This is a genomic window from Streptomyces sp. NPDC052396 (assembly GCF_044593195.1).
GTDB lineage: Bacteria > Actinomycetota > Actinomycetes > Streptomycetales > Streptomycetaceae > Streptomyces.
The window spans coordinates 186,154-199,086 of record NZ_JBIUAW010000004.1 but is presented as its reverse complement, the minus strand read 5'-3'; the positions used below and the strand labels follow the sequence as shown (position 1 = coordinate 199,086).

At 71.7% G+C, this 12,933-nt stretch carries 17 protein-coding genes; 6 read left to right on the top strand and 11 right to left on the bottom strand.

Annotation, left to right across the window (positions count from 1 at the left end):
• Window position 1: 1 nt before the first annotated feature.
• Genes ACIHFE_RS12250 through ACIHFE_RS12240 form a run of 3 tightly spaced genes read left to right on the top strand, consistent with a single transcriptional unit; the run spans window position 2 to window position 1,562 of the window.
• Window positions 2-583 carry a hypothetical protein gene (locus ACIHFE_RS12250; protein ID WP_400105772.1) on the top strand — a complete coding sequence of 194 codons (582 nt, stop codon included), beginning with the start codon at window positions 2-4 and terminating at the stop codon, window positions 581-583.
• A 14-nt stretch (window positions 584-597) separates the two neighbouring features.
• Window positions 598-897: an RNase A-like domain-containing protein gene (locus ACIHFE_RS12245; RefSeq protein WP_400105771.1), complete on the top strand. Its 300-nt coding sequence runs from the start codon at window positions 598-600 to the stop codon at window positions 895-897.
• 11 nt (window positions 898-908) lie between these two features.
• Entirely contained in the window at window positions 909-1,562 is a 654-nt protein-coding gene (locus ACIHFE_RS12240) for a contact-dependent growth inhibition system immunity protein (protein ID WP_400105770.1), read from the top strand.
• 59 nt (window positions 1,563-1,621) lie between these two features.
• On the opposite strand, the gene ACIHFE_RS12235 is transcribed toward ACIHFE_RS12240, so the two are convergent.
• A complete protein-coding gene (locus ACIHFE_RS12235; protein ID WP_400105769.1) occupies window positions 1,622-2,098 on the bottom strand; it encodes a hypothetical protein in 477 nt (158 codons plus the stop codon).
• A gap of 165 nt (window positions 2,099-2,263) precedes the next feature.
• Between ACIHFE_RS12235 and ACIHFE_RS12230 the strand changes: the two genes are divergently transcribed.
• Together ACIHFE_RS12230 and ACIHFE_RS12225 are read left to right on the top strand one after the other, a co-directional pair.
• Entirely contained in the window at window positions 2,264-2,761 is a 498-nt protein-coding gene (locus ACIHFE_RS12230) for a hypothetical protein (RefSeq protein WP_400105768.1), read from the top strand.
• A 561-nt stretch (window positions 2,762-3,322) separates the two neighbouring features.
• Complete coding sequence (locus tag ACIHFE_RS12225) at window positions 3,323-4,255, top strand: DUF2332 domain-containing protein (RefSeq protein ID WP_400105767.1); 933 nt, start codon at window positions 3,323-3,325, stop codon at window positions 4,253-4,255.
• Window positions 4,256-4,298: 43 nt separating this feature from the next.
• Here ACIHFE_RS12225 and ACIHFE_RS12220 read toward each other — a convergent pair whose 3' ends face one another.
• Genes ACIHFE_RS12220 through tsaB form a run of 6 tightly spaced genes read right to left on the bottom strand, consistent with a single transcriptional unit; the run spans window position 4,299 to window position 8,700 of the window.
• Window positions 4,299-5,324 carry an aldo/keto reductase gene (locus ACIHFE_RS12220; protein WP_400105766.1) on the bottom strand — a complete coding sequence of 342 codons (1,026 nt, stop codon included), beginning with the start codon at window positions 5,322-5,324 and terminating at the stop codon, window positions 4,299-4,301.
• An 8-nt stretch (window positions 5,325-5,332) separates the two neighbouring features.
• Entirely contained in the window at window positions 5,333-5,797 is a 465-nt protein-coding gene (locus tag ACIHFE_RS12215) for a MerR family transcriptional regulator (RefSeq protein ID WP_400105765.1), read from the bottom strand.
• Between the two features lie 42 nt (window positions 5,798-5,839).
• A complete protein-coding gene (locus ACIHFE_RS12210) occupies window positions 5,840-6,406 on the bottom strand; it encodes a hypothetical protein (RefSeq protein ID WP_400105764.1) in 567 nt (188 codons plus the stop codon).
• Window positions 6,403-7,521 carry a tRNA (adenosine(37)-N6)-threonylcarbamoyltransferase complex transferase subunit TsaD gene (gene tsaD / locus ACIHFE_RS12205; RefSeq protein WP_400105763.1) on the bottom strand — a complete coding sequence of 373 codons (1,119 nt, stop codon included), beginning with the start codon at window positions 7,519-7,521 and terminating at the stop codon, window positions 6,403-6,405. Before tsaD ends, ACIHFE_RS12210 begins: the two co-directional genes overlap by 4 nt.
• On the bottom strand, window positions 7,505-7,990 hold the full coding sequence (gene rimI / locus ACIHFE_RS12200; protein WP_400106065.1) for a ribosomal protein S18-alanine N-acetyltransferase: 486 nt from the start codon (window positions 7,988-7,990) through the stop codon (window positions 7,505-7,507). The genes tsaD and rimI overlap by 17 nt, the downstream gene beginning before the upstream one ends.
• 41 nt (window positions 7,991-8,031) lie before the next feature.
• Complete coding sequence (gene tsaB, locus ACIHFE_RS12195; RefSeq protein ID WP_400106064.1) at window positions 8,032-8,700, bottom strand: tRNA (adenosine(37)-N6)-threonylcarbamoyltransferase complex dimerization subunit type 1 TsaB; 669 nt, start codon at window positions 8,698-8,700, stop codon at window positions 8,032-8,034.
• Window positions 8,701-8,874: 174 nt separating this feature from the next.
• Between tsaB and ACIHFE_RS12190 the strand changes: the two genes are divergently transcribed.
• A complete protein-coding gene (locus ACIHFE_RS12190) occupies window positions 8,875-9,456 on the top strand; it encodes a hypothetical protein (protein ID WP_400105762.1) in 582 nt (193 codons plus the stop codon).
• 43 nt (window positions 9,457-9,499) lie between these two features.
• Here the strand turns inward: ACIHFE_RS12190 and ACIHFE_RS12185 are convergent, their stop codons facing one another.
• From ACIHFE_RS12185 to alr, 4 genes are all read right to left on the bottom strand, one after another.
• Complete coding sequence (locus tag ACIHFE_RS12185) at window positions 9,500-9,691, bottom strand: hypothetical protein (RefSeq protein ID WP_400105761.1); 192 nt, start codon at window positions 9,689-9,691, stop codon at window positions 9,500-9,502.
• Window positions 9,692-9,867: 176 nt separating this feature from the next.
• Window positions 9,868-10,392 carry a tRNA (adenosine(37)-N6)-threonylcarbamoyltransferase complex ATPase subunit type 1 TsaE gene (gene tsaE / locus ACIHFE_RS12180; RefSeq protein WP_400105760.1) on the bottom strand — a complete coding sequence of 175 codons (525 nt, stop codon included), beginning with the start codon at window positions 10,390-10,392 and terminating at the stop codon, window positions 9,868-9,870.
• A 105-nt stretch (window positions 10,393-10,497) separates the two neighbouring features.
• Window positions 10,498-11,685 carry an alpha/beta fold hydrolase gene (locus ACIHFE_RS12175; RefSeq protein ID WP_400105759.1) on the bottom strand — a complete coding sequence of 396 codons (1,188 nt, stop codon included), beginning with the start codon at window positions 11,683-11,685 and terminating at the stop codon, window positions 10,498-10,500.
• Window positions 11,672-12,868, bottom strand: a complete 1,197-nt coding sequence (alr, locus tag ACIHFE_RS12170; protein WP_400105758.1) for an alanine racemase — start codon at window positions 12,866-12,868, stop codon at window positions 11,672-11,674. The genes ACIHFE_RS12175 and alr overlap by 14 nt, the downstream gene beginning before the upstream one ends.
• Window positions 12,869-12,933 lie beyond the last annotated feature (65 nt).

Below are 12,933 nucleotides of genomic sequence, written 5' to 3'. Positions count from 1 at the left end.
CGTGCCCGCCTCTCCCGCCCCCGGTCACGACCAGTGGCACGCTGCCGTGTCCCGCCTCTTCGATGAGATCTCCCCGTTCGTCCGCACCGGACCGAGGAATCACCAGGACTGGCGCATGGACGCCCTGGCCGTCTTCGCCCGTGATGTCGACGACCCGCGCGGCTGGCTCAGCCTCGATATGCAGCACGCCCGCGACGAGTACCCCGACGCCGGCGGCCCGTTCCCCTTCCGGCCGCTCACCGTCGACTACCTCTCGGAGCGCCTGTATGAAGTGGAGCCGGAACCGGCCGTACAGCTTCTGGTGATCATGCTGGACGACTGGTTCTCGGTGCGCGGAGTGTGGAACTTCGAAGAGCGCAAGGAACAACTGCTGGCCGATGCCCGTACGCTCATCTCCCGCTACGGTGCCGGCGCCAGGTTCTACACCTCTTCCCCGGCCGCCCGCACCACCAGCCGCCCCGACCTCTTCGACCCGCAGACCAAGAGTTTCGGCGGTTCCTTCACCGGGCTCATGGGGGACTTGGGCCTCATTGCCGTGTCCGACGACGAAGTCGGCGTGTTCTGGGCCTTCAATTTCAACTGAGAGAAGACCGTCCCGTGCTGACCCGATCCGCCACCTACCCCGACCGGGAAACCGCCCAGTGGTGCACCCAGCAAGTGGTCACCCGCAATGAGCAGGTCATCCACCGCTGGCTCGCCCAGGGCACCCGGCAGCGGCTGGCCATCGAGGCCGCCTGGCCCTCCCGGGAGGAGCCGGTGGGCCGCGTCCTGCTGCAGAGCATGATGCTGGCCGGCCGCGAACCCCTGGACGTCCGTGCCGCCCGGGTGATCCTCAAGCGGGACCCTGCCCGCCCGCACGGCTTCGCCGTCGCCGCCACCTTCCCCATCTACCTCTGAAGGCCGCCCGCATGTCCCTGAAGCCGCTGGAACACGACCGGAAGTACGGCGAGTTGGACCAGGTCATCCGGGCCTACCTCGGGCAGGCCGCCGATGACACGGACGACACCCGCAGCGCCGCCCTGGACGCCTACCTGCGCCACACCTGGCACACCCGCCCCTGGGCCCTGGCCACCGCCGAGGCGCAGCTGCGCGAGTACGCCGAGAACCCGCCGGGCCGGCTCCGCCTCCGGCTGGGCGAGTTCTACCCCGTACCCGATGTGGGGCTTGCGGACGAGGAGATCCAGGACTGGCTGCGGCGCCTCGCCGGCCACCTCCGGCAGAGCCTGGAGAACGGCGAGGTACCGCCCCCCGCCATCCCGGGGACCCACTGGGAATGGCACGCCCGCTTCCCCGAACTCGGCCAGTTCCTGGGCGGCTGGTTCTCCCAGGACATGCCCGATGAATTCGAGGACCACGACGCGGCGGTGGCCGATTACGCCGAGACCACCGATCCGGGACTGCTCGCCCGGCTCATCGGAGAACTACACGAACTGCTGGCCCTGCCCCTCGAAGAGAGCGACTACGCCCTCGCCCTCGCCGAGTTGGGCATGGAGGTGGACCCGCCGGCACCGTTTACGCCCGGCGCCTGGCTGAGCCTGGTGGCGGAGCGGCTGGGCGGCTGAGCCCTGGGTTCCGTCCCCGCACGGGGCCGGAACCCGGGGCCGGTCAGGACCGCACGGTCCTAGCGGCACTGGGTGTTGGTGGACCAGATCGCCTGGCCCGCCTGATAGATCACCAGGTTGCCGTCGCCCTGGACCTGCAGATAGGCGCCCGGATGTCCCGAAGTGCCGGACGACCAGAGGGCCGAGCCTCCGCCGTCGTACACCACGAAGTTGCCATCGCCCTGCATCACGGCTCTATTGCCGTTGGGCCAGCTGTTCGAGGCCATCCACACGGGGTTGCTCCGGCAGTAGAGCACCAGGTTCCCGTCGTTCTGCATGGTCAGCGTGGAGTTGTTGGCGTACATGCTGTTGCCCCGGTCGAGCTCCGATCCGCCGGGCAGGACTATGTCCAGGGCTCGTTGGGGCTTGGCGGCGGTGTGGCTGGTCGTCTGGTGCGACGGCGCGGCGGAGGCGGCGGTGGTGCCGGCCGCCCCGATGGTGCCTGCCAGCGCGAGGGCGGCGAGGCCGAGGGCCGCCTGCCTTTTTGTCGATCGCATAACGATGTCTCCGTCTCGAAGGTGCGAAGTGCCAGTCACTGCGGCTGGCCGGACCACCATCCGGGGGTCCGATCGCCAAGCGATAAACGGGTGCTGAATGGGCGGTCCCCTGTATGGCTGAGGTAGGTTGACGTGCCTTGTTCCCATACGGAGGAGAAAACAGACGTGCGTAAGGCAGCACAGATCACGGGGGCGGCGGTCATCGCCGCTGTGCTGATGACGGGTTGCAGCAAGAGCAGCGACGGCGGCGACAAGAAGGCCGATGGCTCGGCCTCGGCCAGCGCTCAGCCCAGCCAGCAGCAGGACCAGCAGCCGAGCAGCCAGGCCCCGGCCCAGGACAAGACCACCGACTTCAACATCGCGGATCTCAAGGGCGCTTGGGCCAAGGGGAAGCTGCTGGACAACAGCCTGGTGATCGTGTCCATTTCGGGCAACTTCGCCATGGTGTCGGCCGGTACCGACGCCTGCTCCGGCAAGCTGGCGGAGACCCGGCCCATCACCATGGACCTCAAGTGCCAGTCCGGCAAGACCGACTACGCCAAGGGCACCATCAAGCGCTACGACGGCAAGTCGATCACCGTGGCCTGGGCCTCCGGCAAGGAGGACGTCCTGGAGAAGAAGGTGTCGGACGGGAAGCCGGTCAACGGTCTGCCGGTGCACTGAGCGGATCGGGGCTGACCCACCGGGCCGTGTCATCCGTGTGAGTGGCGGGTGGCATGGCCCGCCTCCGGGCCGGGCAGCCGTTGAACGTCCTTGCCCAAGCGGTATGACGACGGGGGATGTTCATGCGACGCCTTGTCCAGGGGGCCATGGCCGCGCTTGCCGTGGCCACGGTGCTTTCTCTGACGAATCCCGGCCCGGCCTTGGCCGCGTCCGGCCAACTTGTGTTGAACGGGCGGGTTTTCACCGATCCAGCGGGTTGCTACCGGAATCTCAACGCGCCGCTGACCGTCCAGAACCGCACTCGCACCGTGGCTTATGTCTTCGCCACTCCGGACTGTACGGGGCCGGCCCGGACCGTTGCGGCCGGTCGGTCCGTCAGCGCCGGTAGCGGGCGCAGCGTCCGCATCTAGGCCCGCCATTCCTGTTGGGCCCGTTCCCCGCGCAACAGCCGCCGGTGGCCCAGGATCTGTGCCGGCCATGGGCGCCGACGGCCAGAGCCCCGGGGCCAGGGCCAGTGTGGCCAGGGAGTAGAGCAGCGTCACAACGGGGAACGATAGCCGTGTGACGTATGTGAAGAGTGATACGGGTGAGCGGTATCGAAGGTTTGCCGCGATGGAGGTTCGGGGTCATTCGCCCTCTTATGAGGAGCTGGCGAGTGGAGTCGCCGAGGACCCGGAACTGCTCGCCCTGATCGAGGAGTTGCCCTGGGGCAAGCGGCAGCCCAATCTGCTGCTGGCGGCGGTGCGGTTCAGTGGCGGGCCGGTGCTGAGGGGGTACCCCGCGTTCCGGGAGTGGACGCTGGGGCACTGGGAGCGGGTCCGGCGGGTGATGCTGGAGCGGCTCACCCAGACCAATGAGCCCGCCCGCTGTGCCACCCGGCTGCCGCAGCCATTGGCGCTGATCGAGGTGGGGGCCTCGGCCGGGCTCTGCCTGTACCCGGACCGGTACCGGTACCGCTATGACGACCGTGCGCCGCTGGGCCCGGACGGAGCCGTGGAGTTGAGCTGCCGGACGACGGGTCCGGTGCCGTTCCCCGAGCGGCTGCCCAGGGTCGTGCACCGGGCCGGGGTCGACCTCAACCCGCTGGACGTACGGTCGGCCGACGATATGCGGTGGCTGGAGACGCTGGTCTGGCCGGAGCAGCGGGCGCGTCTGGAGCGGCTGCGCGCCGCGGTGCCGGTGGCGCGGGCCGAGCCGCCGCGGCTGGTGACCGGCGATCTCAACGCACGGGTAAGGGAGTTGGTGGCCGCGGCACCGGCCGGGGCCACCACGGTGGTGTTCCACAGCGCGGTGCTGGCCTGCCTGCCCCCGGAGGGGCGGGAGGAGTTCGCGGCGACCATGCGGGAGCTGCCCGTGCACTGGGTGTCCAACGAGGCCACGGGGGCGCCCGGCGCGCCCGGCGAGGAGCTGCGCTTCACCCTCTGCCTGGACGAACGGCCGGTGGCGCGCACGGGCCCGCATGGGCAGACGCTGGACTGGCTGGACGGGGCCTGACCCGGCCGCCCCACCGCCCCTATGGGGCGCCCCGCCGGCTCCGCTACCCTTCCCGGCTCGCCGAAGTGAGGGACATATTCGAGTGGCGGTCGCCCGCCACCTGGGAGGCGATCGACTCCAGGAGGGCCAACTCCTCGGCGGACAGCGTGATCCAGGTGGCCGCGGTGTTCTCCAGAAGGCGGCCGCGCTTGCGGGTCCCGGGGATCGGCACCACCGTCAGGCCGTGCGCCTGGGCCCGCTGCTGCACCCAGGCCAGGGCGATCTGCGCGGTGCTGGCGCCATGGGCGTCGGCGATCCGGCGCAGCGGCTCCAGGAGGGCCGCGTTCGCCATGGCGTTGTCGCCGGTGAAGCGCGGCAGCGACTGCCGGAAGTCGTCGCTGGAGAGTTCCTTGCCCGCGTCGGTGAAGGAACCGGTCAGAAAGCCCCGGCCGAGCGGCGAGTACGGCACAAAGGCGATCCCCAGCTCGGCGGCCGCGCCCACCACGCTGCGCTCGACGTCCCGGCTGAAGACCGACCACTCCGACTGCACGGCGGTGACCGGGTGCACGGCGTGCGCCTCGCGCAGTTCGGCGCCGGTGACCTCGCTCAGGCCGAGGTGCTTGACCTTGCCTTCCCGTACCAGCTCGGCCATGGCGCCGACGGACTCGGCGAGCGGGACGGCGGTGTCCCGGCGGTGCATGTAGTAGAGGTCGATGACCTCGACGTTCAGGCGGCGCAGGCTTGCCTCGACGGCCGCCTTGAGATAGCCGGGATCGTTGCTGATGCCCAGGTAACGCTGCTCGTCGGCACTGAACCGGAAGCCGAACTTGGTGGCCAGGGTGATCTCGTCGCGGTGTGCGGCGACAAACGGCGCCAGGAACTCCTCGTTGGCCCCGAAGCCGTACATATCGGCGGTGTCGATCAGGGTGACGCCCGCCTCGACGGTGGCCTCCAGGGTGTCCCGGGCCGCCGCGGTGTCCGTCTGACCGTAGGCGGCGCTGATGCCCATGGCGCCGAAGCCCTGGACGCCCACCAGGGGCCCGCCGGTGCCGAGTTCGACCTTGCGTATCCGCTCGATGCTGTTGCTCATGATGGCGCTCAGACCCCTTCCGACGCCCGGCGGGCGGTCGCGAGAAACTCGATTTTGGCGTTGATGACGGTGAGGGCGTCCCGCAGCTCCGCGATGCGGGTGAGGACCTCGCTGCGGGTCTGCTCCAGGATCTCCCGCCGTTCGTCATAGCTGACCTCGCCCTGGCGGACCAGCTCCGCGAAGCGGACCATGTCGGCGACGGGCATCCCGGTCAGCCGGAGCTTGCCCACGAAGCCGAGCCAGTCCAGGTCCCGGTTGCTGAACAGGCGCTGGCCGTTGTGCGTCCGCTCCACCTGCGGCATCAGGCCGATCTGCTCGTACCAGCGCAGGGTGTGCGCCCTGATCCCGGTGAACTCCGCGACCTCGCCGATGGTGTAGCGGTCCTGGCCGTCGGGGCGCGGATGCACCGGCCACACGGACACACAGGCGTCCAGGGGCGGGGACTTCACGGGCGTGCTGTCGATCACCGTCATGCCGGACACGCTAGGGGCTTCAAGTGCACTTGAAGCAAGGCCCTAGAGTTCGCGACGCACCCGGCGCCGGTGGTCCAGTGCCTTGGCGGCGCTGTGGACGGCGGCGAGCAGGAAGGCCGCGGCACCGGCCAGGTCGGTGGCCGGGCCGGTGGCGAACGCCAGCGCCAGCGCGCCGAAGCCGATGGCACCGGCCGCCCAGGCCAGCGCGCGGCCGGGCTGGGACCACTGCCGCACCGAGGCCGGGTCACGGTCCAACTCCTGCCAGAGGGCGAGCAGTTGGCGCAACTGGCGGTCGCGGCGGTGAGTGAGGGCGACGCTGCCGGTGGCACCGGTCAGGAAGAGGGCGCCGAGGAGGAGCCAGGGGACGTACTGCCGCCAGTCCTGGTGGTCCAGGCAGAGCAGCGCCCCCTTGGCGCACAGATAGCAGGCCAGGCTGAGCCACAGGGCCAGGAAGCCGACCGTCAGCAACTCGCGGAGGGACAGCGCCACATGAGTGCCCTCACGGAGGGCACGGGTGCGGTCGGCCAGCAGGCTCTGACGGTCGGGCCAGGCGCGGATCTCCTCGGGCGGCGGGGGCGGCGGCAGGGGCAGCCGCCTCAGGAGCGTCACGAGTACAGGTTGTCCTTGCTCAGCTCATGGAAGTGGTCGTGGCTGTGGGAGTGGTCATGGTCGTGGCCGGGGACGTGGGTGTCGGTGACCGGGAGGGAGGAGTCCGCGGACAGGTCCCAGGAGGAGGCGGCGCGGCCACGGGCCACCATCTCGGCGCCCAGAGCCGCGACCATGGCGCCGTTGTCGGTGCACAGCTTGGGACGCGGCACACGCAGCGTTATGCCCGCGTCCTCGCAGCGGCGCTCGGCCATGGCGCGCAGCCGGGTGTTGGCGGCAACGCCGCCGCCGATCATCAGGTGGTCCACGCCGTGGTCCTTGCAGGCGCGGACGGCCTTGCGGGTGAGGACGTCCACCACGGCCTCCTGGAAGGAGGCGGCCACATCGGCGACCGGAATGTTCTCGCCGGCCGCGCGCCTGGCCTCGATCCAGCGGGCGACCGCCGTCTTCAGGCCGGAGAAGGAGAAGTCGTAGACGGGGTCACGGGGGCCGGTCAGGCCGCGCGGGAAGCGGATGGCGTCCGGGTCGCCCTCGCGGGCATAGCGGTCGATCACCGGGCCGCCGGGGAAGCCCAGATTGAGCACCCGGGCGATCTTGTCGAATGCCTCGCCGGCCGCATCGTCGATGGTGGAGCCCAACGGCCGTACATCCGCGGTGATATCGGGCGCCAGCAGCAGGGAGGAGTGGCCGCCGGAGACCAGCAGGGCCATGGTCGGCTCCGGCAGGGCGCCATGCTCCAGCTGGTCCACGCAGATGTGCGAGGCCAGGTGGTTGACGCCATAGAGCGGCTTGCCCAGGGCGTAGGCGTACGCCTTGGCGGCGGAGACGCCGACCAGCAGGGCGCCGGCCAGGCCGGGGCCGGCGGTGACCGCGATGCCGTCCAGGTCGGAGGCGGCGACGCCGGCCTCCTTCAGGGCCCGCTGGATGGTGGGGACCATGGCCTCCAGGTGGGCGCGGGAGGCGACCTCTGGGACCACTCCGCCGAAGCGGGCGTGCTCGTCGACGCTGGAGGCCACCGCGTCGGCGAGCAGGGTGTGGCCGCGGACGATGCCGACGCCGGTCTCGTCGCAGGAGGTCTCGATGCCGAGGACGAGCGGTTCGTCAGCCTTGCGAGTCATGGGGCATTCCTTGCTGGTTGTCCGGGTGGACGAGGGTCAGGCGCATCACCAGCGCATCGACATTGCCGGGCTGGTAGTAGCCGCGGCGGATGCCGACGGGCTCGAAACCGAAGCGCTCGTAGAGGCGTTGGGCTCGGGTGTTGTCGACCCGCACCTCCAGGAGCACCTCGCGGCACTCGAAGTCGGTGGCGGCGGTGAGGAGTTCGCTCAGCAGCCGGGAGCCCAGGCCGGTGCTCCAGTGCTCAAAGGCCACGGCGATGGTCTGGACATCGCCGGTGCCGTCCACGGCGGCCAGGCCGGCATAGCCCACCACCCGGTCGGTGTCATCCACGGCCACCAGATAGCGGCGGGTGGCGCCGGCACCCCGGGCATGGGCGAGTTCGGACCAGAACAGACCCTTGGACCAGGCGTCCTCCGGGAACAGGGCGCGTTCCAGCTCCAGTACCGGCGCGATGTCCCACCAGCGCATCTCGCGGATGCGCACCTTCTCGGCGGTCGCGTCCACGGTGCTCACTTGGGGGTGACCACCTTGTAGTTGGCGGGCACCTGGGCGTCCGGGCGGCGCAGATACAGCGGCTGACCGGGCAGGAACTCACCGCCGGCGCGCAGCTTTTCCACGGCCAGCGCGGCCAGCGCGGAGGCCGACTGGTGCTGGGGCAGGTCGGCGCGGACGTCCGAGAAGGCGTCGGCGTAGAGCACCGCGCCCGCGCCCACCACGGTCAGCCCGGCCAGCGGCTCGGTGAGGTCGCCGGGGCGGTCCACGGCGGGCTCGGTGACGCGGGTACGGGCGTCGGCGTACCTGGCCCAGTACACCTCCTTGCGGCGGGCGTCGGTGGCCACCACGAACTCCCCGGTGAGGCCCGCCTGGCCGGCGGCGTAGGCGATGCCGTCCAGACTGCACAGGCTGTGCACGGGGACGGACAGGGCGGCGCCGAAGGTGGCGGCGGTCACGATGCCGACCCGCAGGCCGGTGTAGGGGCCCGGGCCAACGCCGACCACCACACCGGTCAGCTCCGTCAGCTCACGGCCGGCCTCGGCGAGCACCCGGTCCACGGCCGGCAGCAGCAGCTCGCCGTGCCGGCGTGCGTCCACCTGGTGTGACTCGGCGAGCACGGACTCCCCGTCGTGCAGGGCGACGGTGACGGCAGGGGTTGCGGTATCAAGAGCGAGCAGCAGCACAGTGACAAGCCTACGGCGCGGCATGGGGCGGACGGTGCGCGCGCCCACTGCTCCCGGGGGCCCTCCGGGGGCGCGGTGGGAGCACGTTCCGGGTGCTACGGTCAGCCGGGTGGCCGTACGCCGCACAGCCGTACTGGCCGTACTGGCCCTACACAGGACGAAAGGGTGCGCAGGGTGGCACGCAACAGCTCGGGTGTGGTTGTGGCCGGGCTCACCGCCGGTGCGCTGGCGGCGGTCGGATTCCTCGCCTACCAGGCGTCGGCGGCCAACGACAAGCGGCCGGTGCGCCCGGTACACGCCGCGGCCTCGCCCACCGCCCAGCCCTCGGGCAAGGCCAAGGACGACAAGGGCAAGCCCATGGATCCGGACAAGGCGGCACCGCCGGCCGGGTCGGGCACCGGGAAGCGGGTCGTCTACGCCCTGGGCCAGAAGCGGGTGTGGCTGGTGGGGGCGGACGAGAAGGCGACGCGGTCCTTCACCGTGGCACCCAGCTCGGTCAGCCCGGCGCCCGGCGCCTACACGGTGACCTCGCGCGATGCCACCGGCACCGGGTCGGACGGGGTGCCCATCGAGCATGTGGTGCGGTTCGGGCGGGACGCCACCGGGGTGGTCTTCGGCTTCAGCGCCGCGGTGGACGGCTCCTCGCCGGACCCCAAGTCGCCCAAGAAGACCGGCGCCATCCGGGAGACGCCGGCGGACGGGCGCGCGATGTGGGAGTTCGCCACCCGCAACACCAAGATCATGGTGGTGGGCTAGCGGCGGGCGTCCGCCGGTCGCGCCGGTCGCCCTTGCGGGTGGTTCAGGCGGCCCGGTGCGCCCGGTTTTCCTCCGGCTCCCCCTCGGCCCCTTCGGCCGGCTTCGGCGGCACCTGCGCCGGCGGCTTGGAGACCGCGTCGGCCGCGGCGCAGGACGCGAGGAGGTCGCGCATCGAGGGGGTCCGCTCCTCGGAGCGGTCCGGCACGGCGGCGGCAGCAGGCTCGGGTGCCGACATGAGTGCCTCCTGGGGCAGCTGGGCAAGGTTAGGTAGACCTAACCGTGTCTCTGCCTTCCATGTGACCACGGCCGGGCGGGCCCGCGCAACATCGTGCCGACAGCTTGTCGGCACGATGTCGGCACCTTGGCGGTTCGCCGGCGGCTCGTTGGCGGTTACCGCGTTTCAGAGTGGTTTCAGAGTGTGAGACCGGCCAGATCCGCGGCCGCCCAGCGGTCGCCGTAGCCGGCGACGGAGACGGTGCGGACGTCCTCCGCGTCGTCCTCAGGCGCGGCATCGCCCACGGCCCGGGAGATGAACACCCGCAACCGGTCCTCGGAGAGCTCCTCGACCTTGCCGTCGCCCCACTCCACCACGATCACCGAATCGGGCAGCGAGACATCCAGGTCCAGGTCCTCCATCTCGTCCAGCCCGCCGGACAGCCGGTAGGCGTCCACATGGACCAGGGCCGGGCCGCCGGACAGCGAGGGGTGCACCCGGGCGATCACAAAGGTCGGCGAGGTCACCGCACCCCGCACCCCCAGCCCCTCACCCAGGCCGCGGGTGAGCGTGGTCTTGCCCGCGCCCAGCTCCCCGGAGAGGAGCACCAGGTCACCGGGGCGCAGCAGAGCGGCCAGGCGGCGGCCCAGCTCCCGCATCTCCTCGGCGGTCTTGACGGTCAGCTCGGTGGAGGTACCGGAGGTTTCAAGCGGGGCGTTCATACCGCCCGATGGTACGGGCCGGGCGGCCTTTTGAGGGGCGCGGGGAACCGCGCGAACAACCACCGACGGCCCGCGCCCGACAAACCCACCCCGACCGCGAAGCGGTCAGCGAGCCCCCTGCGCACCCGCGGTGCGGTCGCGGGACGTACCCCACGCGCCGGCCGAGGCCAACAGCGCCACCAGCCGGTCCTCGATCAGACCGGGGGCCTCCAACTGCAGCAGATGCCCCGCCCCCGGAACCCGCACCAGCTCCGCATCCGGCAGCGCGGCCGCGATCACCTCGCTGTGCCCACTGGGGATGACCAGATCCTTGTCCCCCGCCGCGATCAGCACCGGCATCCCGGCGAAGGCCCCCAGCGCCTCGGTCTTGTCATGGCCGGACAGCGCCGGGTAGAACTCGGCGACCACATCGACCGGGGTGGCCTCCAGCAGCCGCTCGCCGAAGCGGGCCACCGCGGGGTCGACATCCCGGGAGCCGAAGGAGTAGCGGCGGTAGATCCCGGCCAGCAGATCGGCGCCGGCCCGCCGGCCCTTCTCCACCAGCTCGGTCTGGGCCGACATCAGCTTGAACGCGCCGGGCAGCACCCGCCGCACCACGCTCATCCCCACCGCCGGCAGACCGAAGGTCAGCTCGCCCAGCCGGCCGGAGGACGTGGCCAGAAAGGCCGCCCCGACCACCCGCCGGGCGACCAGCTCCGGGTACTGGGCGGCCAGCGCCATCTGCGTCATGCCACCCATGGAGTGCCCCACCAGCACCAGTGGCCCCTCCGGTGCGGCGGCGTCGATGACCGCCTTGAGGTCACGGCCCAGCAGGTCGATGGAGATCTCGGCACCCGCGCCGCGCGCGGAGCGGCCATGGCTGCGCTGGTCCCAGAAGACGGTGCGCACCGCACCCCGCAGGGCGGCCCGCTGGAAGTGCCAGGCGTCCTGGTTGAGGCAGTAACCATGGCTGAAGACCACGGTGACCGGCGGCGCCGTGCGGCGCCCGAAGATCCGCAGCCTGCGCTCCGGACCGGCCTGGTCCAGCTCGTCGACCTCGTAGTGCAGCTCGGTGCCGTCCTCGGCCCGGGCCTTGCCCGGGGTACCGCGCAGCGTCCCGTAGGGGCCGGCCGCGTCCAGCGCCAGCCGCGCCTTGCGGCGCATCCCACGGCCGACGGTCAGCCGTTCCACCGCGACGCCCGCCGCCGCGCCCACGGCGACCACGCCCACCGCGGCACCGGCCAGCCCGGCCCCCCGCAGCCGGCCGCCCGCCCCGCCGCTCGTCACCCTGCCCGCACTGTCACCCTCGCTCATGGATGGCCCCCGTATCGGCGTCCTGGTGCTCGTCGTCCTGGTGCTCGTCCTCACCAACGTAGACGCGGGGCACCCGCGCGGAGATGCGTGTGACCACTTCGTAAGCGATGGTTCCGGTCGCCCTCGCCCAGTCCTCGGCGGTGGGCTCGCCCCGGTCGCCCGGGCCGAAGAGCACCGCCTCCTCGCCCGCCTCGGCGCTGTCGCCGCCCAGGTCCACCACAAACTGGTCCATGGCCACCCGGCCGGCCACCGTGCGCCACTTGCCGCCGACCAGCACCGGGCCGGTGCCGGAGCCGGCGCGCGGGATTCCGTCGGCGTAGCCGACCGGGACCAGGGCGAGGGTGGTCTCCCCCGGGGTGACATAGCGGTGCCCGTAGGAGACGCCATGCCCGCCCGGCACCCGCTTGACCGAGGCCAGGGTGGCGGTCAGCGTCATCACCGGCCGCAGGCCCAGGTCGGCGGGGCTGCCCAGCACCGGGTCCGGCGAGATTCCGTACATGGCGATACCGGTACGTACCAGGTCGAAATGGGCCTCGGGGAGCGTGAGGGTGGCCGGGGAGTTGGCGATATGCCGGACCTCCGGCCGGATGCCCTGCCGCTCCGCGTACGCCACCGCGTCCCGGAAAACGGCCAGCTGGGCCTGGATGGAGGGGTGCCCCGGCTCGTCCGCGCAGGCGAAGTGCGACCAGATGCCGGTGACCCGGACCGTGCCCGCGTCCTCGGCGGCCCGTGCGGCGGCTATCAGCTGCTCCCAGTCGTCCGGGGTGCAGCCGTTGCGGCCCAGGCCGGTGTCTATCTTCAGCTGTATCCGCGCGGTGCGGCCGGCCGCCCGGGCCGCCGCGCAGACCTCCTCCAGCGCCCACAGCCCGCTGACCGAGCAGTCGATGTCCGCCTCGACGGCCTCCCGCCAGGGCCCGCCCGGCGTCCAGAGCCAGCACATCAGCGGCCCGGTGTCCCCCGCGGCACGCAGCGCCAGCGCCTCCTGCGGGGTGGCCGTACCCACCCAGGCGGCACCGGCCTGCCGGGCCGCCCGGGCACAGCGGATCGCGCCATGGCCATACCCGTCGGCCTTGACCACGGCCATCAGCTGCGACTGTGGGGCACGCGCCCGCAGCGCACGTACGTTGGCGCGCAGAGCGGCCAGGTCGATCAGGGCACGGACTCGCATCGCTGTCTCACTCATCGCAGCCAGTGTCTCAGGCCACGGGTGTGAGAGGTGCGGGCCGGGGGACGGTGGGGAGACTGATC

Bases quoted from the DNA above. Each gene is read 5' to 3' on its own strand.
- ACIHFE_RS12240 (WP_400105770.1), top strand. From the start codon at position 909: ATGTCCCTGAAGCCGCTGGAACACGACCGGAAGTACGGCGAGTTGGAC.
- ACIHFE_RS12235 (WP_400105769.1), bottom strand. From the start codon at position 2,098: ATGCGATCGACAAAAAGGCAGGCGGCCCTCGGCCTCGCCGCCCTCGCG.
- ACIHFE_RS12220 (WP_400105766.1), bottom strand. From the start codon at position 5,324: ATGAGCAACAGCATCGAGCGGATACGCAAGGTCGAACTCGGCACCGGC.
- ACIHFE_RS12215 (WP_400105765.1), bottom strand. From the start codon at position 5,797: ATGACGGTGATCGACAGCACGCCCGTGAAGTCCCCGCCCCTGGACGCC.
- tsaD (WP_400105763.1), bottom strand. From the start codon at position 7,521: ATGACTCGCAAGGCTGACGAACCGCTCGTCCTCGGCATCGAGACCTCC.
- rimI (WP_400106065.1), bottom strand. From the start codon at position 7,990: ATGCGCTGGTGGGACATCGCGCCGGTACTGGAGCTGGAACGCGCCCTG.
- ACIHFE_RS12185 (WP_400105761.1), bottom strand. From the start codon at position 9,691: ATGTCGGCACCCGAGCCTGCTGCCGCCGCCGTGCCGGACCGCTCCGAG.
- tsaE (WP_400105760.1), bottom strand. From the start codon at position 10,392: ATGAACGCCCCGCTTGAAACCTCCGGTACCTCCACCGAGCTGACCGTC.
- ACIHFE_RS12175 (WP_400105759.1), bottom strand. From the start codon at position 11,685: ATGAGCGAGGGTGACAGTGCGGGCAGGGTGACGAGCGGCGGGGCGGGC.
- alr (WP_400105758.1), bottom strand. From the start codon at position 12,868: ATGAGTGAGACAGCGATGCGAGTCCGTGCCCTGATCGACCTGGCCGCT.